Below are 26,633 nucleotides of genomic sequence, written 5' to 3'. Positions count from 1 at the left end.
TCCCCTAATTCAGAGGTACATTAAAGGAGATTTAAGGGCTTAGGAGATAACTTAACAACACAATTTTTATGTAATTATCTTTTTATGCCCCGCCTTTTCGTGAAAGTTGTTATTTAGAATTTTTAATGAAAAAACTTAGTCCTTCTTCAAATGCTCCGCAATTTGATCGTAGTATTCCTGACTTACTACTTCGGTCCAAATAGTATCACCACTGTATATCGCCAAATAAGTGATATCATTTTTCTTAGAGCTAGTATGCCAATGCTCAGTATCTTGGTCACATTTAATCACATCTCCCACGTTAATAATTATGGGTTCTTTACCACGTTCTTGGTAGTAACCTAAACCTTCCAAAATGACAAGCACTTGGGGCGAAGTATGTTTATGCCAGTCTAAGGTAGAATTTGCCCTGAAAGTGGCTTTTGTTACATTGTAACCAATAGTTTCATCGGCACGCAGTAAACTATTCAGCCATGCTTCGCCTATATAATGCGTATTGGGTGCTTTCGTACCCTGATATAAGTAGGAGCTTATTTGGTAATCTGTATGTTGTGCGAACGTAAATAATGGTACGCATAGAAACAACAAAGGACATATTATTTTCATCATCAAGGCTTTAGTAATTAAAATTTTGGAAAGATAAAATAAAAAAGGGTTACATTTCTGTAACCCTTTCACTTTCAATGCTCCCCCTCTTGGGCTCGAACCAAGATGGGTAACTACTTATTTTCCAACTATTTGTCAACTAGCTAACTTAATGGGTATCCGAATTGTATGCCCTTTTTAATTATATTTTTCAACTAATTTACTTATTATCTTGAATATGAAAAGGCTCTTTGAGTTTTAAAACTCAAACCCACCTTCTAAAATAAATTTCTGTAATAAACTATCAACACGGATATTAACTTTAAACTGAGGGAGCTTTTTACCCTCCAATGTTTCAAAATAATCTTTAGCTTTTTCCTTGTTTACGGTATCTTTTAGGTCTGAGAACCTACCATACTCGTCGATATTTTTTGCGGTTAGACCTGCATCCATCATACTACGTAAACGAGCTTCATCTAAATCTAATACTGTAGCTAGTTTGCGTATTTGGTCATTTTTTGCATTGTATTGGTATAATGTAATGTAGTCTTGAAGTGTTTTACCTGCTTCTAGCTTTACATTACCACGCTGTACATCATGCAAGAATAAATTAGCATACTTCTGTTGTTCTTGGGTAAGGCTTGCAAAAGATTTATGCAACTCATTCAGTGTTTGTTGTACCTCTTCTTTACTAATCGCTTCATCTTGCAGTTTTTTTAGATACTTTGCAAAACGAGAGTTCATATAATCGGCATCAATTTTACCCGTATCTATTTCTGTTATATGTCCTTCAATCTCATAAGGAACCCCAAAACCCATTCCTCCATCACCAGACCCTGAAAGCTCTTTATAACGTAAAACTAAAATATCATAGGTATGTTTATCTAAAGCTAGCGTAATAGTTTCTTTCTTTTTACCTTTTCCGAAAGTGTAATCTAATTTATCCCACACGAAGCGTTGTACTTTAGCTGCTTCTAAATACATATTGAAAGCATTAAATAACTTGGCAAAACGACCACGTTCCGTAAGGTCATCTGGTAGCTTTTCAAAATTGGAAACTCCTGCTAGTTCAAATAATTGTGCAATTTCGTCATACACCGCATTCATTGCTTTTAAATTGTGAGGTAAACGCTCTACAAACAAGCCCGCTACCTTATCACCAGAATATAATTTTATGGCTGCGTTAATATTTCGCTCCATACTATGTGGGTAACGATAATACCTTATAGTACCATGTGGTTTTTCATCACGTTTAAAGAGACGGTTGGTACGTGAAAATGCTTGTATAATGTTTTCATACTCCATTTTCTTGTCCATATACAAGGTATTTACCCACTTACTATCAAAACCGGTAAGCATTTGGTCTACTACAATTAATATGTCCAATTGCTTCTCGGGTTCTTTCTCTATTCTTAGGTATGGCGCTTTATGAGACATTCTAGAAGCAATATCCTTTTTCATTTTAGAATAGTTTGCTAACTTAAAATCTTGGTCATATTGGGCATTGTAGTTTTCTATAATTTCTATAAGTGCATCTTCCTTATATTCAGAATTGCCATTGTTATCAATAGTAGGATCAAATAGTGCTGTGGTTTTCAAGTCTGGCTTAACAAGCTTTAACGTTCTATAATAACGAATTGCCATGGGTATACTACTAGTAGCAAAAATTGCGTGGAACTTTCCATTCTGACTTGAAATGAGCCAATGATCTAAAATATCTTTTACTACTATTGAAATGTGCTGCTCACGATCATATTGCGCATTAAGCAAATAGTCTTCTATACCAGTTTCGTAGCTACCTGCATCATTATATGAACCTGCCATAGGCAGATCGTTCATATACTTCAAGAATATTTTCTTTTTTTTTGTGTCGCTCAATGCATCTTTCACGTTGGATGCCTTAGATTTTTCCAAGGCTATCTCCCTGCGTAAATCTTTATCTCTATAAGTTGTAATTTTATAGGGATCAAAGCCTAATACGTTGCCATCTCGTATACCATCCGCAATGCTGTAACGGTGTAACTCGTCTCCAAAAACGGTAGCGGTTGTGTTAAGTTTCTTTTGGTTTTCATCTTGTATGGGCGTACCTGTAAAGCCGAAAAATATAGCCCAAGGAAAGGTCTTTTTTATAGTGATTAGCATGTCGCCAAAAGTGCTACGGTGTGCTTCATCTACAATGAATACAATTCGCTTACTATTCATTATGGCTATGTCTGCACCTTTAGTACCCTCCTCCTCAGTAATGAGGCTCATTTTTTGAATAGAGGTAACAATCAACGTATTAGCTGGGTCGTCACTTTTAAGTTTTGTTACCAAAACTCCAGTGTTCTCCGTTGCTTGTACATCTTCATTGTCATCACTAAAGCCACGGTATTCTTTTAAAGATTGCGTGCCAAGCTCTATTCTGTCCATTAAGAAAATTACCTTGTCCGCATCTTTTGAGTTGGCAATAAGCTGTGCACTTTTAAAACTGGTCATTGTTTTACCAGAGCCTGTAGTGTGCCATACATACCCGCCTAGTGCTTGCCGACTCTTCAAATCTGTTTTTGCTACTTTATCACTTATGGCACTTGCTGCATAGTATTGATAGCTACGCATTACTTTAAGCACGCCATCACTGGTATCTGGTACAGTGTAAAACCCTATAAGCTGATGCGCCATAGGTATAGAGAGTAAATAGGTAACTACATCACTCCATAAATTTATAGGCTCATTATTAAAATCTGCCCATTGAAAATAATAGTCTTTATTGAATTTACCATCTGGACCAGGGTTTGCAAAGTACCTTGTTTCGTTAGGCTCCATGGCTACAAAAACTTGTACTAAAGAAAACAAGCCTGTAAAAACACCAGCACGTGCGTACTTTTCTATCTGATGGTATGCTTGACTTACTGGAACATTACTTTTTTTAAGCTCTATGTGTATAAGTGGCATACCGTTTATAAGCAATATCAAATCTCCACGGCGGTCACCTAGTATGTTAGATTTACTTTTGTATTGGGGTTGTTGTGCTATTTGATACCTACTTTGCCCAGCAGCAATTTCGTGGCGGTCATAAATTTTAAGACTTACTTCTTTACCAAAATGCAAAGTGTCCTTTTCATTATCTCTAGTGATGGCTACCGTTTTACCATTTATAAAACCATTAAGCTTAAGCGGTGTACGTAAGGTGTTTACCTGTTCTAATATTTGTTGCATCTCACCCTCTGTAAGTGGGTGGTCGTTAAGGCGGTCTATATCGCGGTTATTCTCAAAGAGAATGTTTGCCCAATTGTCTAGTAAGTCTTTTTCTTTAGGGTTTTTAATGACCTCACTTTCCCAACCTTTATGCGATAAGGCTTCTATAACAGCTCCTTCAAAATCACTTTCATTATTAAAAATCATATTTATAAACGGTACTAGTTGGGTTGGTTTTAAGCGACAAACATTTTACTAAGGCAGACTTTTTTAATGCTATTTAGTTTTTTCAGTTGCTCATTGTGATTTAAAATTAGGTTATCAAGATTTGTGAAATACTTACCTATTTTTATTTGTTCTGTCTCTTTAGGTAGTAAAATATCTATCTCCATAACCTTAGTTTTAGATATATTAAATCTGGATATACCCTGAGCTAGAATTTTCATATTTTCCCTAAAATATTGAGAGCGCATATAATAAGCTATAAAATAATTATCTACTTTTTCTTTAAATCGATATCCGAAACAGAAACTGTTTAAATAAACGTTTTCATCTTTCTCCAACCATACGGAAGACATTCCAACCTCTTCTGGAGTTTCTGAAGAAGTCGTAAATAGCACATCACCATAATTGACAGTACTCTGTGAATTATCAATTTCAATTTTTTCTAATTGATTTCTGTCAGTAACTTCATTGTTGAAAACATTTGTGTACGGAATATAACGAGCTTCTCCTTTTCCAAAGTCCTCTTTGGTTTTTCCTGAGAGACCTGTAAATGTGTTACCGATATTACCAAGTTGATAATTCTCCCACTCCCCATCAAAGCCTTTAAAACGTATCTCTGGGACGGTAGCGCCCTCTTGAGGAAACATTTTAACGAGCATTGCTTTTTTTAGGTTTTTGAGTTTTGTCAGTTGGGTTTTATGTATTATAATTAGTTTGTCAAGATTCTGTAAAAAATCGCCAATATGGTTTTGTTCACTTAGAACAGGAAGGTTAATTTTTAAATTTCTTAAATCAGAATTATAAACATTACTTATACTAACACCTTTTGCTAAAGAAGCAATTTTAACTCTAAGTTTGGTATTGATATAATAGGAGGCAAATATTTGAGAATAATCTGAATCGTTCTTTGGACTTAATATATTTATGGTTCTTCCTATTGCGACGTTAGGGATTGTTAAGGCAGACGCTGAACCTATATCCAAAGGGTCTTCACCAGCAGATGGCAATAAAATTTCGTTTCCAACACTAAAGTTAAGGTCAGCTTTATCTAAATCGGTTCGGTTAATTACTTTATCAATTACCTCATTATACATATGATATAGCTCTCCATACCTTACACAGGGTGTTTGAAAGTCTGGTGATGCTTCGTTTTGTTTTATATTTCGACCAGTTGAAAAATTAAAAACCGTATCAAATGTTTTTTCTTCCCAATTTTTAGTAAATCCAGCAAACCGTATTTCTGGGCTTTTATTTTCTGTAGCCATATTTATGAATCAGTTTTTAAGAGGTTTTTAAGAGGTTTTTAAACTCATTCAAAGCTTTTAAATCGTGCTCGTTTCCTGTAAGGTCGTCCAATAGCCCTGCAAGTTGGTTTTCGGCTTGCTTAATGTCTTTGGCTACATCACCATAGGTAGTAGCATATTTATCCGCTAGTTGCTGTAACTTTCGAGAAAGCGTATCTATAATGGCATCAGGCATATTTTCTAATGCTTTAACTAATGGTTGTACCCATTTATGTTCAAGCAGGTCATTTATCTGTGCATCGCTTAAATTTTCAATAGTTTCTTTAGTGAGCATGTGGAGTGCAGCAGCTTCTTTTTTAATTTTTGCTTTTAGGTCCTTTTGCTCTATAAGTAATTGGCTTGCCTTTACTATTTGGAACTCAAAGGTATCTTCATCAAAAGTAAAAACACTCTGCAATTGAGATAGGTACTTGTTTACTGTAGTTTTACTATACGTACCATCTTTATTGGCATCCATATCATTCCACTGTACGACTTTATTGGCTTTTATAAAAGCTTCTTTCTCCGGTTTACGTGCTTTATTATCTAGTAGTTCTTGATAGACTTTAAGTGCATTAATCTCAGGAGTTTCTACCTCTGCATAGGCTTCTTTTACAACCTCGTTTAACTCCTTAGCTACAAAGGCATCACTTTTATCATTAAGCAGGCTACTATCTTTTTCTTCTTCTGGTAGCCCTTCAATAATTTCTTCTAACTCTGTGGCTATCTTGGTAAGTCGGTTTTCTTTTACAGTGAGCGCTTTGAGCTCCTTAGTTAAATACCGTTCTTGTACTAGTATAAATGGCATAATACGACCCTTCCATCCTTCTTGCTCTTCAGTGTCTTTACCATTTTTCTTTTTGGTTACCAAATTAGGCTCTACTACACGTGTGGTATCAAAGCCTTCCGTCTGTATAATTTCTAGGTCTGCCTTTATAGTTTCCCAGTTATCATCTAGTAGTTGGTAAGCTTTGTACTTATCTATAAGTGGTATAGTCTCTAGACGTTTAAAAATGTCGTTACTTAATATGGTTTTCTCTTTGTTAATCTTAACGGTTGCTGTGTTGCTAACTAAGCGTTGAGTAAGGTATTGGTCAAAGTCCTTAAATGCTAGAGTATATGCTTTTTTAAAAGCCGTAATATTAGCATAATTTACAATGCTTTCTTTTAAATCGTCAACCTTGAGCTTGGCATTTACGGCTGTGGTCCGTTCAAACAATGCTTCACGTAAGTCTGGGAACGCATTCCAATACTTTTGAAGTTCATCTATTTCATTTACCGGAATACCGCCAAACATAGACGCATAGATATCCCATTTTTCGGTAGGCTCTGAAGAGTCTACATAACGTGGTATGTTTAGGTTGTACTCGTTGTTACGTATTTCATCACGCTCAACGGTTCTTGAAAATTTTGGTATCGTAGCTCTGTCACGCACCGCATCTGCAATACGCCTAATATCACTAGCACGTAGCTTATTGTTTTTGCCATCTTTTTTAAAACCTTTAGAGGCATCAATAATTAAGGTATTTGTATTATCCCGTTTCTGTTTCAATACTATAATAATAGTAGGAATGCCTGTACCAAAAAATATACCTGATGGCAACCCAATTATGGCATCAATATGGTTTTTCTCAATAAGTTGTTTACGTATTTTACCTTCTTCACCACCACGGAACAGCACACCGTGTGGGAGTACAATATTCATTATACCATCTGGTTTCAAGTGGTAAAGGTCATGCAATAGAAATGCAAAATCTGCTTTGGTCTTTGGAGCTAGACCAAAACGTGCATAACGTGGGTCTGCTTCTTTATTGGCAGATGTCCATTTTTGTGAGTAAGGTGGGTTAGATACTACCGCATCTAAATACAAAGTATTGTAGCTACCTAGTGGGTCGTTTTCATCAAAGAACGGCCAGTCGTCTTCTAGCGTATCACCATTACGGGTTTGAATGTTTGTTGGCAAAATACCACGCATTACCAAGTTCATTCTGGTAAGGTTATAGGTATTTTGCTTTAACTCTTGTGCGTAGTATTTGATGTTGTTTTCATCATCCATATACTTTGCGACACTGTTACCAATATTAATAAGCAATGAAGCAGAACCACTACATGAATCGTAAATCTCTATCTGTTTGCGGTCTTTTAAATGGTCAGATATAATTTCTGAAATTAATACCGATACTTCGTGTGGTGTATAAAACTCTCCTGCTTTTTTACCCGCATTGGCTGCAAATTTTTCAATAAGGTACTCATAGATAAAACCAAGAACATCATAGTCTTGCTTTCCGTCCATTGGAATATCCTTAATTAAATGTAACAAGTCCGCAATGGCTTTGGTTTGTTTAGCTGCGGTATCACCAAGTTTACTTAAACCGGTTTCTAGGGTATTAAAAACACCATCAAAAAGTTTTTTGTGCTTAGGGCTAATTAGTCGGCTGAAAGCAGAAAGGGCTTCACGTACGTTGGAAACGTCAAAATCCTTCCCTGCATTAATCCAAGTGCTGAACAAATCATCATAAGCTATAAAGTAACCTATGTTTTTTTTAATGAAGTCAACCGTTTCGGTATCCTGTTCGTTCAGGGCTTCAATATCCTCTTGGGTGAAATCTTGATTTTTAGCGAATTGTATTTGCTTTTCCGATAGGTATTTATAAAATATGAAGCCAAGAATATAATCTTTGTATTCATTTGCCTCAATTTTGGAACGCATTTGGTTCGCAGATTCCCAGATTTTGGCGGCTAGTTGTTGTTTGTTCATATTTTTTTGCTAAACGCAATTATTGTATAATTCTGTCTTTTAAAGACAAATAGTTCTATTCCTTTTAGTCTCTTTACTACCCTCAATTGGAAAATCCATAAAATACCGATCAGTTAGGTCTTCAAACGTTGTCATATGTATTAGATTTGAAATAAAATAAGCATGGGATAATTCTTCTAATTCATAGACATTGTAGAAGTTCGCACTACAATCTGACTCTAAAGGTGGATGGAGACCTATTCCATCCAACCAATGTCTGATAAATATATTGCCTCCTAACGAGAAATGATTTATAATTCCACTGGATAATCTTACTGAATCATCAATTACAGAAGAGTTTACTCTCCCTTGGTAGTCAAAAGAAATAAGTCCCCTAAAAATCCTGTTATTATCAGTTCTGGCGACATTCGGAAATCTTGTAATTGAATTGAAGTTTTCCACTATTTTATATAAGCCGTTCTTATGTGTTCTATTGGATGAAGCTTTTGACTTTACCTCAACAATAGCTTTAACTGAATTTTGCATGACTATTACAAAATCTCCTTCTTTGAATAAAGGTGATATATTGTTGTTATAAACTAAAATGTCGATTTGTTTAGAAACTATACTTTCCGTTGGTGAAATTTGATTTGAAATAAACCCAGTGCCTACTGATAAATAAGCAGGTAGTTTTTCGCGCAATATTGATTTAAATTTTTCTTCTTTATATCTCCCATCATCCCCCCAATTGGCATTGCCAATTAGGTCTCTAACTCTATTTTTTATCGTATCTAATTCTCGATTAACCGAGCGTTGAAAAGCTAAAGTATTAACAGTAGGCATATTTTTATTGTCTTTTAAGTTCGTCTAATGTTTTTCCGTTTTTATCTTTCCATTTTTTCCAGCCGTTGGTTGAGCGCCCTAAAACTACCCCACCGGCGGTACTAGGAGAACTAAAAACATAATCCTCTGCAAATAGTAATATTCCATTAGCTTCTACCAATATTTCGTTGGATTTTAATTTTTGTCGTAGGTTAATTAAGTACTCATGACAAGAAGGCACTGTGTCAATTTTAGCTTGTGAATGTTTAAAAACCACAAAACCATCATCAATTAAATCGCCTTCTGCCCTTACACCTCTACCATTTAAAATTAAAAGCTCCTTAATAGGAACCTGTGCTTTTCCAACTTTCTCAAAAACTGGAAATCCTAAAGTTGTCAATAAAATTGTTATTGTTTCAAAACTGTCTAATAAATCAGCTTCCATGGATTCGGTCACAAAAGATTTTGTTGGAATCATGCTATTCTCCACTTCAAACCTATTGGCTTCTTTTGCCTTGGCAACGGCAATATGTTCTAGATACTTTGCATGCGACTTTGTAAAGGCATTTATTTTTGAGACCATGACCACGGCATAGTTCCAAAAGTCTTTCGATTTGTTATGTTGCTTAATTCTATCCAGACAATCTTCTGCTTCGCCGATGTAAACGAGGGGCTTGGCTTTTTCAGCAGACTCTCCAAACAGGAAATAGATGCCCACATTATTTAGCTCAATTCTCGTTGAGATGTACTCTATTTTGTTCCTAGGCACTAAGATAGCTTTTACAACTCTATTGGTGATTTCCGCAATTTTTACACTTCTAGGTGAACCGTCAGGTAGGAATATTTGAATGGTTTGTGGTCTAATCATGGATGGTTTTATCTCAAATCACTAAAGTAGTGATTATCATACTTTTTAGTTGGGTGTGCTTAATTATTAATGCCTAAACCCCTATTAGAATTAATTTTGGTATTATTATACAAATCAAAATAGTAAACGGCAATCATTAAATTGCCATTTTTCAAAAATACAATTCTTAAAAATCAAATGTTAATTGAGTATCTGAACTACTTCGTTTTTCTAGTTTTTCAATGTAGCTGCAGGGATAGTCTCTGACTTTAAAGGTAATAGGAAACTCTTCAATATTACCACCATCCTTATCAATTAGTCTTAGTTTCTTAGCCTGATACGTACCTAGCTGTTTAACGAAACATGCCACCTTCTGATCCTTGGCCTTAAGCACCAAATCCTCTGCCCAAGAAAGTTCCATAGGTCTATAGCGGTAGTTTCCGTAATCATTACCACTTTCCCCACCAACAATACACCAATCTAAACGGTTCATAGAAGAATTCCATTGAATTGGACCTATCAATGGTTCAAAACTAGCGAAGGTGATGCATGGCAACTCTTGCAAGTAGTCTAAACGACTTACATGATCTTGAGTTTCCACCGATACCCCTATCCATACATTTTTATAGCTTTCAAAATTATATGGTAGGTTCTCCTTAATGCGTTCTGGACGCTTTGTCAAAATTTGGTAAGTATGCTGAGGGGTTTTTTTTATGATTCCCCACGCTTCATCTCGCCATTCATCCGCTTCTGGTAAAAACCAATCGGACAATGAGCATGTAAATATTAATCTCGGTTCCTTTTGCGTTAATGGATATTTAAATTTAGTCTTACTTCTAGTTATAGCTTTCGGATTTTTACCATAACGTTCTTGGTCACGATACATATAACAGTATTTACAGCCAGATGAAATCTTTTCGCACCCGTACCATGGGTTCCATGTATCATCTGCCCATTGGATTTTAGTGTTTTCCATGATTCTTAAATTTTATTTAATGAATCATTTTCAACATAACCCCAAGAAAAACCACCCGAATTTTGTCTTTCTCCCCGGCAACAGCGAGAAATACACGTTTTAGAAATTCCCGTCGCTTTACTTGCATCTGCAACAGAATCATAAACTGCAATAGTATTGCCAAGGAGGGTGAATTGTATTACCTTTTTCTTTCTTCTATCGGGAATACCCGCATAGTTGTTACTCTTCATGTAGCTCCAATAATAACCCCTATACGTTATATTATAGCCAAGGCAAGCGTTACTAACTGATTTTTCCTTGCCATCAATTGCTTTTGCAGCTTCTTCTAAGCTGCTAAATGTGTTTAAATATGATTTATCTAAACCATATTGATGGACACTCTTTTGGAGCCCACCCCCTTGGTCACTATTAAAACCATGGTCATAACTTTTATACTTCAACACATAAGTTCGTTCTTTTTGTGCAAGTTCATCAATACTATTTGCGGTATCTATCTGCTCCCATATGAAAGCATCTGGACCATTCGTAGCAATTGCATTTTGAAAATAGGACCCCACGCCCTTTTTTGCTTTCTGTTCGTGGTCCTTTTTACGTTCTTCTATACTACGACTAGTAGCACCAACATAAACTTCATTAGTAATAGTACAGGTTACTTTATAGATAATTTTTTTAGGCTTCATCGTTAGCCTCCTTTCCTTGATTATTACAGCATTTGATGGATTGATAGTAACCTCTCTTAGGATTAGAAACATCTCCTTCCTCAACCAATCTTTTAAGATAGTCTTTTACTTGCCTGTCTTTAATATTGAGTTTTTTGGTAAGTGCCTTAACCAAATCCGCCGTTTTGTAAAGAACACATGGTGTTCTATCTAAATATTCTATAATTAGGTCCCTACTATCATTAGACCTCCTTCTATCCGTTTTATTTAATAATTTTTGTTCCGTTGTCCTTCCAACTAAATGGATTATTGTATTCTCATCAATATTTACTTCCTTAACACTATCGCTGCAATCTGCCGCATATCTGAAGAAAACATTTTTAACATACCTGTCTTCCTGTGCCGTTTTGTTAATACCTATAGCAAAATCAGACTCTTGGGCAAAAACTGAACTTCCCTTTATAGAATCCATATCTAAGGGCTTTCCATACATTTTTGGGGTGTGATGAATACAAATTAGGGTAACACCATTATCATAGCATATATTTCTAAGGTTTTGGAGGATAGATTCAGCTGTTTCACTATCCTCAAGCTTACCATGGTTTAATCTGGTTATACTATCAATAACTACAAAACTAGCTTTTGACTTTTTTACCAAAAGGTCTAATTGCTCCCAATCCTGTTTAGTTATTATTTTTCCTTTGAATTCAAAGGGTTGGTATAAGTAATTCGCTTCTAATAGACTAATGTTGCTACTATCATAAGTAAGCATTTGCTTTTCATTCCTAGCAACACGATATTCCCAAAACTCCTCTAATCCTACAAAAAGTACCTTTTGTGGTTGTTGGATGTTAAGTTTTTCTCCCAAAAACTGAGTCTCCCCGATTGCTATTTTAAAAGCAAAGTTTTCGCAGAAAATTGTCTTTCCGCTTTTTGATGGTCCAAACACCAAACCGAAGGATTTTTCCTTTATTCCAGACCATAAATACTTAATTGGAGGCCTCTTTTTCTGCTCTTCCAGCACTTCCCCCAACGTCAAAAAATCCTTTGTTTTTTCATTTTTCATAATGAAATGTTTTAAATTAAAATTTTTCCCAATCTTCTTTTTCCTTGGGATTTAATTCAAAACTACATGTGGGAGAGAAGTATATTTGGAGCCAATTTTGCGGCTCCAAGGTTTTACATATCAGGTTTGGGTTTAAAAAAACTTTCTCCAAAAACTTTCCTTAACCTTTTAATTGACTCATCGGGAAAACGATCCTCGTTTTTGAGGTTATTAAGGTGTTTTCTTGAACCTTTTATCTTTGTGTGGTGTTGGCTATCAGTATTGGGAAGGCATTCAAATACATTATCTATTATCTTACCTAGTTGAGCATCTGATAATTCCTTAATTTGTTTATTCTTACGTAAGAAATAAAAAAAGCACTCTACGTCCGCACGAATCCAATTGAAACATAATTTTGGATTAAGCTCTAGGTCTTGGGAATCAATAAGATCGTTCAAAAACTCTTCAAACTCATCTAGCTGTATGGCTACTGCCCTCTTGATTTCTATTGATAAGTAATTTGAAAATCGCAAATTTTCACGCCCTTGGCGTATCATAATCAAAGCTTCTTCAGACCAACCCTTTCGGTCCTCTTTTGACCAGATATTTTGATTTTTCCAATCATTTTTTACCATTTCTATATGTTCAGATGCGAGATAATCCAATTGTGGGATTATAAAATCATCATAGAAATCACGATCACATTCGAACACATTTTCTCCTTCCCCTAAAATCTTCAAAGCTTGTTTAATTTTGAGTTCAATTTTCGGTACAGCCCATGTTTCAGCTGCATATCTATTATCCAAATCTAAATTGGCAAAGGCCTTTTGAAGTTCACAAAAAGCTTTTTGCGTAAAAAAGTGTCTAAATTCTATTTGAACAAACATATTCTATACTTATAATTAAACTGCACTATGTACATTAACTGCACTAATAATATTTAATGAATATAATGCATACAATGCAGTTATTAAATTAGAGCACTCACATTTTCAGGGGTTCTTTGATAGTGGAGGAACCGTCTCAAAACACTTAAAAGTGGAAAATACAGCATGACTCCAGGAAAAATCCTTAATTATAGGTGCGTTAAAATGTCAAAATAAAAGTACTGATAGGCTTCCCCTTGAATTCCAAACACCGTTTTACCATTGGTTGCGATTTTTACCCAATCTACCTTAGCGTACTGGCCCTTTTTAAGTTTGCCTATATTGACCTCGGCCTTTACTGTAAAAGGGCAATGAAGGGTCTTTAATTTACCGTACCAAGTGACCACTAGAATACTTTGAGGTGAACAATACCTAAATAGTTCAACAATTTCATCTTCGTTCATAGTTCAAATAAGTAAGCCCAAAAAACTTGGCTTGGGCTTTTTAGCTATTATATATAAATGGAAATCATTAGAGGTAGTATAGATTATGATATAATTCTAGGGGTCTTGCACATGCACGCACAAGCTTCCTAGCAATTGTACAATTATTTATTTTTATTCCTCCTCGGCAATTTATTTATAGGTTGGAACCAATGGCAATTCTGTATCTGCTGATCCTTGAATATTATGGCTACTTGTCTTTTCCTCCATTAACTTATTACTATGGCTGTTTGCAAAATCCTTTAATTTTCTTCCGGTAGCCATGTTTATAACGAACTCAGGTTTATTCATAAATAATCCCGTACGGTCCTTTGAAGCTTTAACCAAATGCTGTTCATTAATCAACTCGAAATTTATGGTGAGTTCATATTCGTAGCCTTCTCTAGTAATTTCCTTAGTCCCTAGTTTTACAACCTTGGCTCTACCATTTGCATCAGTACCCATAGAATAATCGGTTTTTCTACGAACCGTTGTAATCACATGGCAGCTACTATTCAAAATCTTATCAATAAAACCTTGATGACGTGGCGAAATTTTAGCCCAATCTTGAAATTTACCCCCTAGTTCATGATGAATTTGTAAACATCCACCAACACCTTTCCATTCATGTGAAATACTATCTATAATAATTACCTCAATTCCTGAATTTTCGCAGGTTTCAATAGCTTGTATATATCTCTCTGGTGAAAATGGTGCGTTTAATGTCAATACTTTAAATGGCCCCAATGCATCATACATATGAGAACTACCATTTTCGGTATCTATAACTGCTATTTTTGATATATCATCTACCATACCCGACGCCATTTTTAATGCGGAATAGGTTTTGCCGAATCCGCTAGCACCCGATATACCAATCCTTAGTTTTATGTTTTGCCTTTCTGCAGTGTTAAGCTTCATATAATGTATATTAAAAGGTTAATTAAATGCTGGTTATGTATATAATGAAGAAAGGGCCACAATGGGCCCTTTTAATGATTACTAGCTATTACTTAGTAAACCTCGCTTTCTTCAATTACATTTTCTGATACGGGTTCCAAAGTATCATCTTGATACTCCCAACGGTGTTTAAGTTCAATTACCTCCCCCGTTTCAGGAACAGTAAATTGGTAAGGTTCGGTTTCTAATTTCACGATTCTACCGGGAAATTGCATTCCTATTAGTTGTTTGCACGTTTCCTCATCAAAAGTTGTTGAAACTGTGCAGGTCTTTGCCGTAAAATACATTCGTCCTGTAGTTTCACTTTTAACTGGAACAACGCCCCCGCTTAGTACTAAAACGAAAAAATCTTTACCCTCTTTTGTTTGTCTTTTTAAAAATCTTTGAACAGAAACCATAGTTTAATTAGTTTAGATTAAATATGGCGGGGGATTTTCCCCTCACCTAAGGTTAGGGAGGGGTGTTTGCGTAATTATCAAGTATACACTGGAGGTTTAAAAAAATTTAAAAATTAAATTTTATTTTTAATTAAGGATACTAAATTCTCTGGAAAGGCTATATATTCCTTGCCCATATAACTTTTATTGACCAAACCTTTTGAAAAACCTAGTTCGGTAATACTATTATCCTTTACATAACCAGCTTCTTCGACCAAGGTAATGAAGGACTCTGTATCAACACCATATTTTTTAGATATTTTGGTAGAAGAAAGTACTTTAATCGTTTGAGATTCTACCTCGGTATCTAACTTAACCTTAGCAGATTTTTTTATAATGGTTTTTTCGACTTGATTAAGGGTGTCAACTATTACGCTTTTATTTTCTATCTCCTTATTTCCTATAAATCCCCCAATTCCTTTTTTCGCCCTTAAAATAGCTTCGCTTTTATACCTTAATTCCGAACTATCATAAATGAGGTTGAATTTATCTAAGGGATCTATTTCATTATTCTCATAACCTAATAAATTGGATTTAATACTCGAAACACCTTGGTCAATCAAACCCTCGGCACCCTCATATACTTTACTTAAAAAACCTTTTGAAGTATGATATACCAAAAATCCACATTCAATATTATTAGCTAAAGAATAGTCGTACAAATTCAAACTCGTGATTAAAAAATGTGTGTCATTTTGATAATATTTGGCATGTAACCTATCGTTATATCTTATCTCTACGTTTGGGAACTGTTTTAAAAATTCTAGACTATCGTTTTTAATACTTCTATAAATATTTCCTTCATTTTTACCGAATAGAACTCGTAACTTAAAATTTGGGTTATTAATTTTTTCCTTTAAAGCATCCTTAATTCTACTATCTAAATCAATGAATGGCGATACTAACAATAAATCATATTTTGAAGTTCTTATTAAGTTTTCTAACCCTGCAATCAATTGATTATCGAATAAAAATTGTCCTTCTACTGTCATTTTATATTTTCATGAAATTCATTATTTTTATCTTTATAAAGGAGAGAATAATAACTAAGACTTGTTCTTACTTATTTTGTCACTAAGCCTTTTGATTTCTAAAGATACCTTTCTTTGCACAACCTTTCCATAGTACTCTTGAGTAATTTTCATACTTGAATGTCCTAACAACTCACTTACTATTTCCATTGGGACATCATTATATAACAATACCGTGGAAGCAAAGGTCTTCCTAGCCATATGATGAGTGATAGATTTCTTGATTCCGACTATACCCGCTATTTCCTTTAAATAAGAGTTTATCTTTTGGTTGCTGAATTTTGGTAACGCATTTGACCCTGCCGTATTATACTTGTCTAATATCGCCTTTGCTTTAGGTAAAAGGGGCACTGATATCATTTTATCCGTTTTAAATCGTTTCATCTGAATCCACTGATTACCGTCGAAACCTTTTATTATATGTTCCTTTTTTAAATCGGACATTTCTCGGTAGGCCAAGCCAGTGTAACAGCAGAATACAAATAAATCTTTAACCATCTCTAACCTGGGTTGAACAAAATTGTGTATTTCCAATTTTTCAAGCTCCTCTGATGATAAGAATACTACATTCTTTTTAACCCTCCCCGGCATATGTTGTGCAAAGGGGTCCTTTTCCAAGTATCCCTCTGATACAGCTATTGTAATAGGTTTTCTAAATCGTTGTATGGTCTTATTAATGGTAACTTGAACTTGATTTCTCTCCGTTTTTAAATAAAACTCGAAATCGTGTAGAAAATGTAGTTTTAACTTCTTTAATGGTAAATCGGTCTTTCCAAATTTCCATTTTACAAATTCCTTGGCCTGTACATAGGCATAATAATACTTTTTCCATGTAACTAGCTTGATATCCTTACCAATAAGCTTCTCCTTCTTTTTCAGGTATTCCTTGAAATATTGAACCATCCCATAATCTTGTAGTACCGGCTTACCTGAATAAAAAGTGAAAATGTCTTCCACACTAAATTCACCACCAGATAACTGTAATTGTAAGTAGGCCTTCCTAATTTCATTAGTTATCAATTCCAATTGCAGATTAATCTGCTGATTACCAAAACATGCGTTATTGGCCTGCTGCTTCTTGGAATTCCATTCCTTTGGATTCACGAACTGCCCAGTTGAAAACTGTTTTCTTTTGTATAGATAGGTCACTCTACAATAAATTGGGCAAATACCTTGTTGGTTTGTTTTATCCTTCTTTAATAAAAAAAGGACTGATAAATTTTTTTGGTTCATAATCAATTGATTTTTAAGGTTAAACAATTGACGTACAATTCGGAAAGTGGGGTACCTGGGATTTTCAAGGGGGTACCTATGGGGTACCTTATTTCAAGTAATAAAGTGAAAAGTTGACTTTTAGGTAGAAAGTGTAGTTTTAGTCTAAGTCCCTGTTAAGTATTATATTTACTGACCTCAAACAAAAAATCCAACCTAAATAAATAGATTGGATTTCGCTTTTTGCTCCCCCTCTTGGGCTCGAACCAAGGACCCTCTGATTAACAGTCAGATGCTCTAACCAACTGAGCTAAGGAGGAAAATAACCCGTTTTTAGTTTCCTAAAGCGGGTGCAAATATAGTAGTTTTTTAAAACTCGCCAAATAAATAAATACTGTTTTTATTTATTAAATATCCATTTGTAAAAATCGTTCCCGTTTGCGAACAATAATAAGGCTATTAAAATAAAGAATCCGGTGATTTGGGCATACTCTAAAAACTTATCACTTGGCTTTCTTCCGGTAACCATTTCATACAACAGGAACATCACATGCCCCCCGTCAAGAGCGGGAATAGGCAATATGTTCATAAAGGCAAGAATAATGGATATAAAAGCCGTGGTTGCCCAAAAGGCAGGCCAGTTCCAAGTATCGGGGAACATTCCACCAATAGCGGCAAAGCCCCCTACTTCTTTATAGGCACCCGTATCTGGATTGAAAATCTTTTTCATCCCTTTAATGTAATCTGAAAGGGTTTTTACACCTCTGTTCCATCCGGCAGGAATAGATTCCAAAAACGTATAATCTAACTGCTTCACTTGAAAATAGCCTTTCTCCTCATATTCTTCAAAAGAACTAAGTCCTGCAAAAACTCCAAGTTTACCTTCTTCGGATATCTTCGCCTGTAAGGGTATTTTGTCACCCTTTCTATCGACTGTAATCGAAACCGTTTGCCCTTTATAGCGCTCCAAAACCGGAATCACTTGATCTTGGAAGGTTACGGGAGTACCTGCTATCGCAATAACCGCGTCGCCTTCTTTAAGCCCGATGTTCGCATTCGGTGAATCTTGTGGAATCTGCCGGATAACAAAGGGTACCCTATAACTTATAAACCTTGCATTATCTTTATTTGCAGAAAGGGTCTCAATAAAATCTACCGGGATCTTCTCTTTTATCTCCTGCCCATCACGTTCTAATGTCAAGTACTCACCATAGACCAGTTCAGGAACTATATTGTTCATGTCCTCTATTCGTTTTCCATCAACCGAAATAACCTTGTCTCCGGTTTTAAGTCCTAATGCATCCCCTAAAACAGGTTCGGTTACCCAGATACCATCTTTAAGACTATCATTGGCTATATAGGTGTCGCCATAAGCGAAAACCAATCCTATAAAAATGATCACCGCCAGAATAAAGTTTACCGTAACCCCCCCTAACATAATAATCAATCGCTGCCAAGCGGGTTTACTGCGAAATTCCCACGCTTTGGGTTCTTGGGCCATGGCCTCTTTGTCCATACTCTCATCGATCATTCCCGATATTTTCACATACCCCCCCAATGGTAACCAGCCGATGCCATATTCGGTTTCTCCAATTTTCTTTTTGAACAGCGAGAATTTCACGTCAAAGAACAAATAGAATTTCTCAACACGTGTCTTAAAGAGTTTTGCGGGTATAAAATGCCCTAGTTCATGTAGGACAATAAGTATGGAAAGGCTTAAAAAAAATTGTATCGTCTTTATTAGTATGGGGCTCATTCTTGTTTCCTGAATATTAAAATCGGACAAAAGTACATTTTTACAACCGCTTAAAAAAAGAAACCGGTTAAGGGGAGAACATTTTAAGAATAATTTGGCAGCTTAAGTCGCCCGATTATTTGAATGCTGCGGCCCCCTGCATTACCTTTGTAAAAAATAACAATGCTTTCTTTTTTCGCTAAGTTCAAGTATTTTGGTCTGGCGCTCCTTTTACTTTCCGGGGTCATTATCTATCTTTTTTACAATGCCTTAACCCCGAAAGCAATTCTGCCTATCTATTCTCCGGCTATGGTGAATACAGAGTTAGTTCCACAAGAAATTCAGCACATACGAAAGTACCATACCATCGCAGATTTTTCGTTAACCAACCAAAATGGCAAAACGGTTACCCAAGATGATTATAAGAACAAGATATATATAGCCGATTTCTTCTTTACCACCTGCCCTACCATTTGCCCGATCATGACAAAAAACATGGCCGATTTACAGGAAGAACTAAAGGAAGATAAAAATGTATTGTTACTATCCCATTCCGTTACACCAGAAATTGATTCGGTCGCACAGCTCAAAAAATATGCGCTCGAAAAGGGAGTGGACGATAACAAATGGAATTTGGTGACAGGTGATAAAAAACAGATTTACGATTTGGCACGAAAGTCATATTTAGCCGTTAAAACTGACGGCGATGGTGGCCCATTTGATATGATACACACCGAGAATTTTATTTTGGTGGATAAAGAAAAACGTATTAGAGGCTTTTATGACGGAACAAATAAAGAAGATATGGATCAACTTTTGTTAGATATTGAAATCTTGAAAGCATCTTACACAGAACAGGTTGGGCATGACCAATGAGCGGGGTAGAATCATCTACACCTATTTTAAGTTGTATTAATTCACTAATTAAAATATTTCCATTACTTTTGCCTTACTTATAATGAATCTAAATAAAGATTGGAAACAACCGTAGCACATTTAAAGCCAGGTCAAAGAGGAATTATCAAAGAATTCACGGAAGATTTATTGCCCATAAAATTGTTAGAATTGGGTTGTTTACCTGGAAATATGGTAGAATTGGTTCAAGTGGCTCCGTTAAAAGACCCTATATACATTAATGTAAATGGTTCGCACATTGCGATACGGCGTGAAATGGCCCTACACATTGCTCTTGAAATCATTGAAGAGAATGTCGTGATATGAGTAAACAGATCAATGTAGCCCTCATAGGGAATCCCAACACGGGAAAAACATCCGTTTTCAATCAACTTACGGGCCTCAATCAAAAAGTGGGCAACTATCCCGGTATTACCGTTGAGAAAAAAGAAGGCATTTGCAAACTCCCTAGAGGCGTAAAAGCACACATATTAGATTTACCTGGCACGTATAGTCTTAATACCACTTCTTTGGACGAAAGTGTGGCCGTGGAGCTTCTTTTGAACAAGAACGACAAGGATCACCCAGACGTGGCGGTTGTAATTTCTGATGTTGAGAACCTGAAGCGAAACTTACTACTGTTCACTCAAATAAAGGATTTAAAGATTCCTGCTATTTTAGTGATCAATATGGCAGATCGTATGTCCCGTAAGGGCATTACCATCGATATTGATTTATTGGAAGAAAAACTGAACTCTAAAATTGCACTCATTAGCACCAGAAAGGGCACAGGTGTAGAACGGCTAAAAGAACTTATCGCCGACTATAAAAATTTGTCGAAAGTTCAAAATGTAGATATTACGGTTATTTCACCAGAATATTTTGAGCGTCTTAAAACAACGTTTCCAAAAGAGGATCTTTATAAACTTTGGTTGGTCATTACCCAAGATGTCAACTTCATGCCTATTGAAAAGAAGTTGATCAAAGACGCATCTTCTTTCGCCACCAAATCCAAGCCCGAGCTAAAACGTCTTCAACAAAAAGAGACCATTTTACGCTACCAGTTCATTAACGGCATATTAAAGGAAACGTATAAAGTAGATTTAAATGCAGCTAAAGGTTTTAGGGCGACCCTGGACAAAATATTGACCCACAAAGTTTTTGGCTATCTCATCTTCTTTTTGATTCTTTTGACCATTTTTCAAGCTATTTATGGTTGGAGCGAATACCCTATGGATATGATCGATGGATTCTTTGCTTCAGCCACCGAATGGGTGAAAAATACCTTACCCCCCGGCGTATTCACCAATTTGATTGCAGAAGGCATCTTGGCGGGCATCGGCGGTATTGTCATTTTTATTCCTCAAATCGCCTTTTTATTCCTGTTCATCTCCTTACTGGAGGAAACAGGTTATATGAGCAGAGTGGTTTTTTTAATGGACCGCATTATGCGTCCCTTCGGTTTGAGTGGAAAAAGTGTAGTCCCTTTAATATCGGGTACGGCTTGTGCCATACCGGCCGTAATGGCAACACGTACGATCGAAAACTGGAAAGAACGGCTTATTACGATTTTAGTAACCCCTTTTACCACATGTTCGGCTAGACTTCCTGTCTATCTAATCATCATCGCTCTGGTAATTCCAGAAGGTAGCTTTCTAGGACTTAGTTATAAGGCTTTGACATTAATGCTATTATACCTATTAGGGTTTGCAGCCGCCATTTTATCGGCTGTGATTCTAAATAAAATATTGAATATCAAAAGCAGGTCTTTCTTCGTAATCGAAATGCCCAATTACAAACTACCGTTACTTAAAAACGTAGGCTATACTGTTTTGGAGAAAACAAAAAGTTTTGTTTTTGGGGCGGGAAAGATAATCCTTGCCATCTCCATCATTCTTTGGTTTCTTGGATCCAACGGTTATTCAGATGAATTTAAAAATGCCGAAAATATTATAACCGAACGGGTACGAACCCAAGGTTTGAGCACATACAGCGAAACCTATATGGCCGCTAAAATAAGTGATTACGAGGCCGACCCTACCAATAAAAAGGACGCCGAGAGTATTGCCGAGCTACATACCGAATTACAGCAAAGGGCCATTAACCAAGAGATTTCAGGGTTTAAATTAGAACATTCGTATATGGGTTATATGGGAAAAGCCATAGAACCTATTGTTAGACCTTTGGGTTATGATTGGAAAATTGGCATTGCCGTATTGACGTCATTTGCCGCAAGGGAAGTATTCGTCGGTACCTTGGCCACTATTTATAGTGTAGGAAATGATGCCGAAGAAACCGAAACCATCAAGCACCGAATGGCCGCCGAAGTAAATCCGCTAACCAACAAGCCATTGTTCAATTTGGCCTCTGGCATTTCACTATTGTTGTTCTACGCATTCGCCATGCAGTGTATGAGTACCTTGGCCGTAGTAAAAAGAGAAACGAATTCATGGAAATGGCCTGCCGGCCAGCTTGTTTTCATGAGTCTATTTGCGTATATTATTGCATTGATCGCGTATCAATTATTAAAATAAAATGATATGTTACAGCACATTTTAGTTTACATAACTTTAGGAATTGCCGTTGGTTATATTGTGGTTAAATTCTTTGTCCCGAAGTCGGTATGGTCCTCAAAAAAAAGTAGTTCCAAAGCCTGTGGACAAGATGATTGTGGGTGCCATTAAATGTAAGTTCTCTTTTATTTACACCTAATTTTTCAAAACTACCTTTTAGCTCCATTTTACTTTTTAGTTAAATATGCCCTAAAAAGCTCCTAACGCTTTCTAAAATTGTAACGTTTCAAAGCTAGGTTCGTTTAGATTGCAACGGTATAACTAAAAACCATGAGCAACAAACCTTTCCACCTATTCCTATTTTTATTCTTAGTAGCAAACGTACCACAAATGGTGGCCCAACATTTAAACGCTAAAATTTTGGATAGTGTAAGCAGGGAGCCTATTCCCTATGCGACCGTTATTTTAAACAAAAAGGGCGTAATTACGAACGAAGAGGGAACCTTCAGTTTTATTTTAGATGAAGCGATAAAAGAAACGGACTCCCTTTTTATATCCTGTATCGGTTACGAATCGGTCGCAAAACCATTGACCGAATTCGATTCGAATTATATACTTCTAAGTCCAAAAGCTATAGAACTAAAGGAGGTCATCGTTTCAAATAAAAATTATACCGCTGATGAAATCATGGACTTGGTTCAAGAAAATCTGGAAAAAAATCATCCAGAGGTGTTATCGCAAAAAAGACTCTTCTTTAGAAATTCTTCTTTTAATCGGATGACCAAAAGCGACTTTACCATTAAAAAGTCTACGATTGATGCTTTTAACCAAGAGTTTCTAGATAGTGTAATCAATACGATCCCAAAATCGAACAGTTTTTATACCGAAATACTAGGTGACCTCTATGGAAATTTCAATGAAGAAACCCAAAAACTGAATTTGATTAAAGCGTCTGAGCTTTATGACAAAAGCAAGGATTTGGATTTGGAAAAACTTGAGGCCAAATTCAATGATATCATCAAGAAAAATGTACGTACAGATTCTTACTTCAAAATAAAATCGGGACTTTTCGGCACTAAAATAGACGCCGATGAAATTTTCGAAACAGAAACTGATTCAACAGATGTGGCCGCTGTGAACGAGGTGTTAGAGGAAAAGAAAAAGAATGAGCAAAAACGAAAGGAAGACTTCGCCAATTATAGAAAAGAACAATTGGGAGAATTACTCATGAGTTTACCGATCAATGAAGATTCCGATTTTAATTTTATCCACAAATCACGAAAATATGAATACACCCTAAAAGAATTTACCTATTTGGGCAATGATGCCGTATATGTAGTGGATTTTAATTCTAAGGGTTCTGCCGATTACAGAGGCACACTCTATATAAACTCCGATGATTTCGCACTGATCCGTGCCGATTTCGAAAATATAAAACCTGTTAAAAAGTTCAGCCTTCTGGGCATATCTGCCAATACCTATTTATCAAAAGGGAAAGTTATTTTTTATAAAGAAACGACCGGCACTTACGGATTAAGGTATTTTGAATCTGAAAAAGGTACTCGGGTCGGAATTAAAAGACCTTTGAAAATCATTGAAAAAAATAAGGTAGTAAAGGGTAGGAACAAACAGAATGAGCTTTCGGGAAAAGTGGATTTTGTCATAACGGATATCGAAAAAAATGAAATCGTAGTCTTTGATACAGAGACCATCAGCCAAAGTGAATTTGAATCGTATAAAGAAAACAATGCCATATTGCCCACCTACATGCCGAACTATGATCCAGAATTTTGGAAAGGTTACAACATTATAGAGCCCAACACGGCCATAAAGGAGTTTACTTCTGAAGATGATCCCATAAAATAATTCATTCTACTCCTTCCGAATCCCTATTAAAAATCGCTTCAATGGTCCTTGAAGCGATTTTTTTAGTTGTTCCTGTAACCTTTTGTAATTTCCAGACTATATAGTAATAAATACCAACTAAAAGCATTCCGTCTTGAACGAGCATACCGATGAGAAATTAATGGCTGAGGTGGCCGCGGGCGATCTTGATCTACTCAAGATTCTCTTCGAAAGACACCACGTACATGTCTATAACTTTCTCTATAAGATGTCAAGGGATAAAATGTTAAGTGAAGATATTACTCAAGAAGTGTTCTATAAACTGATGAAATATAGAAACTCGTATAACAATGGAAGTTTTGTGTCGTGGATGTTCACCATCGCCAGGAACAGTCTTCATACACACTATAGAAGAAATAAAGAGCGGACAGAAGATTTAAATACAAGTTCCCTTCAAATACCCGATCGGGTGGACGAAATTGAGGATTATTCCCACTTGCAAAAAGCTTTGGAAAAGCTTGACCACTCAGATCGCGAACTGCTTCTTATGAACAGGTTTGAAAAAATAAAATATGCCGAACTGGCCGAAATTGTGGGTAGCACGCCGGGAGCCGTTAAAACGAAGGTCTGTAGGGCATTACAAAAATTGAAAGTAATTTATTTTGAAAATATTTAAAATATGAAACAAGAACATATAAAAGATCTATTGCCAGATTATCTCGATACTCTTTTAGACCCTGACCAAAACAGAATAGTGGAGCGTCACATCGAACAGTGTAAAAAATGTTCAAATGAATTGGAACAATTTAGAACTATCTTCAAGGCTTTTGACCAAGACCAAGAAGAGTTACCGACCGATGAATTAAGGCATAAGTTCTTTGAACAATTGGAACAAGAAAAAGAAACGAATGTCATTGCTCTCAACACCAAGCCGACCAGAACGAAAAACAGCGCGATGCATACATTTCTAAAATTAGCGGCCAGTATTGCCCTATTGATCGCTTCTTTTTGGCTTGGCTCATATCAAGAAAAGCAGAGGTCTAGCGTTAAGATCGCTGCCGCAGAAAGCACGAATATGGATATGAAGCAGGTGGCCATGATATCCTTAATGGAAAATAAATCTGCCAGCAAACGCATTCAAGGGGTCAATTTTACAAAGGAATTTGAAAACCCTGACCAAGCTATTGTGAAAGCCTTGTCTGAAAGGATGCTCCATGATGAGAACACCAATGTACGCTTAAATGCGGTTGAAGCACTGGCCAAATTCTCCAAATCAGCAACTGTAACATCATCATTTATCGAAGCTTTAGGAATTGAAAAAGATCCGAACATTCAAATAATGATTATTCAAATTCTAGTCAAGATACAAGAAAAAAAAGCAGTAAGACCCATGCGTCAATTAATGGAACAAGAAGATGTGCAACCCTTTGTAAAGCAACAAATTGAATCACTTTTACCAACAATCATATAAAAACCCGTGCTGAGCTAAGTCGAAGCATCAAAAAACGAACAGTCATGAAAAAATTAAAAATTACACTTGCATTTTTCCTAACCGCTCTTTTAACCAATGCCCAAGATTTTACGCAGGCCTTGACCGGAGTTGAGTGGGTGAAAATAGAGTCAAAAGCCCATATCACCATAAAGACCCATTCAAAAGACAACCTATTCATAAAAGGTGGAGAGGCCCTAAACTTCCCCGAAAAAGCCAAAGGATTGAAATTAGTAGGCGAAGGGGGTACCGATAATACGGGGGTGGGATTCTATGTTTTCAAAGAAGGGAATAACCTAATTATTAGAAACTTACAGAAATCGGATAATAGCACTGAAATTTACCTGCCTAGCAAGCAAAACATTTCCGTAAAAAGCAACGGTTTGAACGATATTGAAATATCAGGATTTGGGGGCGAAATAGAGGCAAGTGCCGAAGTAACAGGAAATATCACAATTTTAGATGTTACCGGCCCCATTACGGCAAATTCAAATACAGGAACCGTAGAGGTCATATTTTCAAAAGTAAATCAATCTTCTCCCATAACCATTTCAACCGCCACAGGAGAGGTTGATGTGACCTTACCCAAAGATACCCCGGCAGACCTTGCGTTAAGCTCTACCATGGGTGAAATTTATACCAATTTCGATTTAAACGTTCCTGATAAAAACGGATTAAAAGCCATCTCGACCCAAAATGTTAAAGGTTCTATCAATAATGGAGGTGTCAAGATTCAGTTAAACTCCGCCACCGGAAATATTTATCTAAGAAAAAAATAATCACTGCTAAAAGCAGTTACACCATCAAAAAACA

At 36.1% G+C, this 26,633-nt stretch carries 23 protein-coding genes and 1 tRNA gene; 7 read left to right on the top strand and 17 right to left on the bottom strand.

All coding sequences use genetic code 11. The features are described from left to right. Positions 1-135: 135 nt before the first annotated feature. From ACNR9Q_RS04675 to rseP, 17 genes are all read right to left on the bottom strand, one after another. Positions 136-609 (bottom strand): cupin domain-containing protein, encoded by a 474-nt coding sequence (locus ACNR9Q_RS04675; RefSeq protein WP_419213451.1) that lies wholly within the window; start codon positions 607-609, stop codon positions 136-138. 234 nt (positions 610-843) lie between these two features. Beyond that, on the bottom strand, positions 844-3,969 hold the full coding sequence (locus ACNR9Q_RS04670) for a type I restriction endonuclease subunit R (protein ID WP_419213450.1): 3,126 nt from the start codon (positions 3,967-3,969) through the stop codon (positions 844-846). Positions 3,970-3,998: 29 nt separating this feature from the next. Further along, a complete protein-coding gene (locus tag ACNR9Q_RS04665) occupies positions 3,999-5,252 on the bottom strand; it encodes a restriction endonuclease subunit S (RefSeq protein ID WP_419213449.1) in 1,254 nt (417 codons plus the stop codon). Positions 5,253-5,268: 16 nt separating this feature from the next. Further along, on the bottom strand, positions 5,269-8,028 hold the full coding sequence (locus ACNR9Q_RS04660) for a type I restriction-modification system subunit M (RefSeq protein ID WP_419213448.1): 2,760 nt from the start codon (positions 8,026-8,028) through the stop codon (positions 5,269-5,271). 39 nt (positions 8,029-8,067) lie between these two features. Beyond that, on the bottom strand, positions 8,068-8,850 hold the full coding sequence (locus tag ACNR9Q_RS04655; RefSeq protein WP_419213447.1) for a DUF6602 domain-containing protein: 783 nt from the start codon (positions 8,848-8,850) through the stop codon (positions 8,068-8,070). Positions 8,851-8,854: 4 nt separating this feature from the next. Beyond that, the gene (locus ACNR9Q_RS04650; RefSeq protein ID WP_419213446.1) at positions 8,855-9,697 is read right to left on the bottom strand and encodes a GIY-YIG nuclease family protein; all 843 of its coding nucleotides are present in this window, start codon (positions 9,695-9,697) and stop codon (positions 8,855-8,857) included. A gap of 166 nt (positions 9,698-9,863) precedes the next feature. Then, on the bottom strand, positions 9,864-10,652 hold the full coding sequence (locus tag ACNR9Q_RS04645; RefSeq protein ID WP_419213445.1) for a DUF5131 family protein: 789 nt from the start codon (positions 10,650-10,652) through the stop codon (positions 9,864-9,866). Positions 10,653-10,657: 5 nt separating this feature from the next. Further along, positions 10,658-11,332: an NUMOD1 domain-containing DNA-binding protein gene (locus tag ACNR9Q_RS04640; RefSeq protein WP_419213444.1), complete on the bottom strand. Its 675-nt coding sequence runs from the start codon at positions 11,330-11,332 to the stop codon at positions 10,658-10,660. Continuing rightward, positions 11,322-12,377 (bottom strand): AAA family ATPase, encoded by a 1,056-nt coding sequence (locus ACNR9Q_RS04635; RefSeq protein WP_419213443.1) that lies wholly within the window; start codon positions 12,375-12,377, stop codon positions 11,322-11,324. The genes ACNR9Q_RS04640 and ACNR9Q_RS04635 overlap by 11 nt, the downstream gene beginning before the upstream one ends. A 113-nt stretch (positions 12,378-12,490) precedes the next feature. Then, positions 12,491-13,243, bottom strand: coding sequence for a hypothetical protein (locus ACNR9Q_RS04630; RefSeq protein WP_419213442.1), 753 nt, complete (start codon positions 13,241-13,243; stop codon positions 12,491-12,493). Positions 13,244-13,431: 188 nt separating this feature from the next. Next, complete coding sequence (locus tag ACNR9Q_RS04625) at positions 13,432-13,686, bottom strand: hypothetical protein (RefSeq protein ID WP_419213441.1); 255 nt, start codon at positions 13,684-13,686, stop codon at positions 13,432-13,434. A gap of 171 nt (positions 13,687-13,857) precedes the next feature. After that, entirely contained in the window at positions 13,858-14,625 is a 768-nt protein-coding gene (locus ACNR9Q_RS04620) for an AAA family ATPase (protein ID WP_419213440.1), read from the bottom strand. A 92-nt stretch (positions 14,626-14,717) separates the two neighbouring features. Beyond that, positions 14,718-15,062: a hypothetical protein gene (locus ACNR9Q_RS04615; protein ID WP_419213439.1), complete on the bottom strand. Its 345-nt coding sequence runs from the start codon at positions 15,060-15,062 to the stop codon at positions 14,718-14,720. A 113-nt stretch (positions 15,063-15,175) separates the two neighbouring features. Next, on the bottom strand, positions 15,176-16,093 hold the full coding sequence (locus ACNR9Q_RS04610) for a phospholipase D family protein (RefSeq protein ID WP_419213438.1): 918 nt from the start codon (positions 16,091-16,093) through the stop codon (positions 15,176-15,178). 54 nt (positions 16,094-16,147) lie between these two features. Continuing rightward, positions 16,148-17,365 (bottom strand): site-specific integrase, encoded by a 1,218-nt coding sequence (locus ACNR9Q_RS04605; RefSeq protein ID WP_419213437.1) that lies wholly within the window; start codon positions 17,363-17,365, stop codon positions 16,148-16,150. A gap of 225 nt (positions 17,366-17,590) precedes the next feature. After that, positions 17,591-17,664 (bottom strand) — tRNA-Asn (locus ACNR9Q_RS04600). A gap of 80 nt (positions 17,665-17,744) precedes the next feature. Then, entirely contained in the window at positions 17,745-19,100 is a 1,356-nt protein-coding gene (gene rseP / locus ACNR9Q_RS04595; RefSeq protein ID WP_419213436.1) for an RIP metalloprotease RseP, read from the bottom strand. Positions 19,101-19,262: 162 nt separating this feature from the next. Between rseP and ACNR9Q_RS04590 the strand changes: the two genes are divergently transcribed. The 7 genes from ACNR9Q_RS04590 to ACNR9Q_RS04560 all read left to right on the top strand — a co-directional run bounded on the left by ACNR9Q_RS04590 (position 19,263) and on the right by ACNR9Q_RS04560 (position 26,599). Next, complete coding sequence (locus ACNR9Q_RS04590; protein WP_419213435.1) at positions 19,263-19,955, top strand: SCO family protein; 693 nt, start codon at positions 19,263-19,265, stop codon at positions 19,953-19,955. 99 nt (positions 19,956-20,054) lie between these two features. Further along, positions 20,055-20,300, top strand: a complete 246-nt coding sequence (locus ACNR9Q_RS04585; RefSeq protein ID WP_419213434.1) for a FeoA family protein — start codon at positions 20,055-20,057, stop codon at positions 20,298-20,300. Then, entirely contained in the window at positions 20,297-22,507 is a 2,211-nt protein-coding gene (gene feoB / locus ACNR9Q_RS04580) for a ferrous iron transport protein B (RefSeq protein WP_419213433.1), read from the top strand. Before ACNR9Q_RS04585 ends, feoB begins: the two co-directional genes overlap by 4 nt. A gap of 309 nt (positions 22,508-22,816) precedes the next feature. Then, positions 22,817-24,352 carry a carboxypeptidase-like regulatory domain-containing protein gene (locus ACNR9Q_RS04575; RefSeq protein WP_419213432.1) on the top strand — a complete coding sequence of 512 codons (1,536 nt, stop codon included), beginning with the start codon at positions 22,817-22,819 and terminating at the stop codon, positions 24,350-24,352. A gap of 133 nt (positions 24,353-24,485) precedes the next feature. Next, positions 24,486-25,007 carry an RNA polymerase sigma factor gene (locus tag ACNR9Q_RS04570; RefSeq protein WP_419213431.1) on the top strand — a complete coding sequence of 174 codons (522 nt, stop codon included), beginning with the start codon at positions 24,486-24,488 and terminating at the stop codon, positions 25,005-25,007. A gap of 3 nt (positions 25,008-25,010) precedes the next feature. Continuing rightward, positions 25,011-25,802, top strand: coding sequence for a HEAT repeat domain-containing protein (locus tag ACNR9Q_RS04565; RefSeq protein ID WP_419213430.1), 792 nt, complete (start codon positions 25,011-25,013; stop codon positions 25,800-25,802). A gap of 44 nt (positions 25,803-25,846) precedes the next feature. Beyond that, on the top strand, positions 25,847-26,599 hold the full coding sequence (locus tag ACNR9Q_RS04560) for a DUF4097 family beta strand repeat-containing protein (protein WP_419213429.1): 753 nt from the start codon (positions 25,847-25,849) through the stop codon (positions 26,597-26,599). Positions 26,600-26,633 lie beyond the last annotated feature (34 nt).

This window comes from Maribacter sp. X9 (assembly GCF_048537565.1).
In the GTDB taxonomy this organism is placed as follows: Bacteria; Bacteroidota; Bacteroidia; order Flavobacteriales; family Flavobacteriaceae; genus Maribacter.
Note: the sequence above shows the minus strand (reverse complement) of the source record. Positions and strands in the feature narration are given on the sequence as shown.